Raw genomic sequence first — 1,287 nt, forward strand, 5'->3', positions numbered from 1 at the left:
CGTCGGCGGTGGCGCTCACGGCGCTGGTCGGCCCGGCACTCACGGCGCGGGGCGATCGCGAGGTGCTGCGCGACGTCGTCGTTCCCCCGGTCAATCTCTACGACTATCCGAGCCCGCTGATGGATTTCCGGAGCTACGTGAAGGACCGGGCCGAGGAGACGCTCTTCACCGTCGCGGGGCTGCCCGAGGGCCAGCGGGTGCGGTTGGCGGCGCTGGATACCTTCGACGGCACGGTCTACAACGTCAACCCCGAAAGCGGGGGCAATTTCAAACCCGTCGGCGACGCCGGTTCGCTCGGCCCGGCGTCCGGCGGCACCGCGCGGCTCGACATCCGGATCGGGGACTACAGCGGCGTCTGGCTTCCCGCGGGCGGGCACATCGAGGGGCTGGCGTTCGAGGGCGAGCGGGCGGCCGAGCTGGGCGGCTCGCTGTTCTACAACGACGACTCCCAGACGGCGCTGACCACCCGGTACCTGCTGGCCGGAGACAGCTACTCGGTGGAGACCACGTTCCCCGGCCGGCTGGAGGACGCCCAGCTGGCACAGTATGACTTCGCCTCCGTCCGGCTGCCGAAACCGGCCAGGGTGCCGGACATCGTCGCGGCCAAGGCGAACGAATTTGTCGGCGAAGCGACGGTGCCGATCGAACAGGTGCGCCAACTGGAACGGAACCTGCACGAGAACGGCTTCTTCAGCAACGGCAAGGAAGACGAAGCGCGCAGCCTCTCCGGCCACCATGCGGGGCGGATGATCCAGTTGCTGGATGCCGACCAGATGATTGGCGACGACGAGCAGTACGCCGTCGCCATGGCGTTGATGGCCCGGCACCTGGGCATCCCGGCCCGGGTGGTGATGGGCTTCTACCCGGATCCGAAGGAAGGCCCGTCCGCCGGGGAAGCAGTTCAGATCAAGGGCGAAGACGTGCACGCCTGGGTGGAGGTGGCGTTTGAGCATGCCGGCTGGGTCGCCTTCGATCCGACGCCGGACGAGGACAACGAGCCGACGCCGCCGCAGCAGGAGCCGAAGTCGACGCCCAAGCCGCAGGTCCTGCAGCCGCCCCCTCCGCCGCAGGAACCGGCCGAGCTTCCGCCGGACACCGCCCCGGAGCCGCAGGACGCCGAGCAGCAGGAGAAATCGTTCTGGGACCAGTGGGGCTGGCTCTTCGCGGCCGTGGGCCTGGCCGCCCTCCCGCTGGCGGTATTGCTGCTGCCGCTGTTGCTGATCGCCTGGCTGAAGCTGCGCCGGCGCAAGCGGCGGGCCAGCGAAGGCCTGCCGAGCCAACGCGTGG

Annotated in this window: 1 protein-coding gene; it reads left to right on the top strand. The window is 69.8% G+C overall.

Going from position 1 to position 1,287, the window contains the following annotated elements:
- On the top strand, positions 1-1,287 hold a 1,287-nt coding region (locus AC5RUJ_RS16585; protein ID WP_494156283.1), incomplete at both ends, for a transglutaminase TgpA family protein.

It is taken from the genome of Arthrobacter sp. Y3223164, from assembly GCF_059091005.1.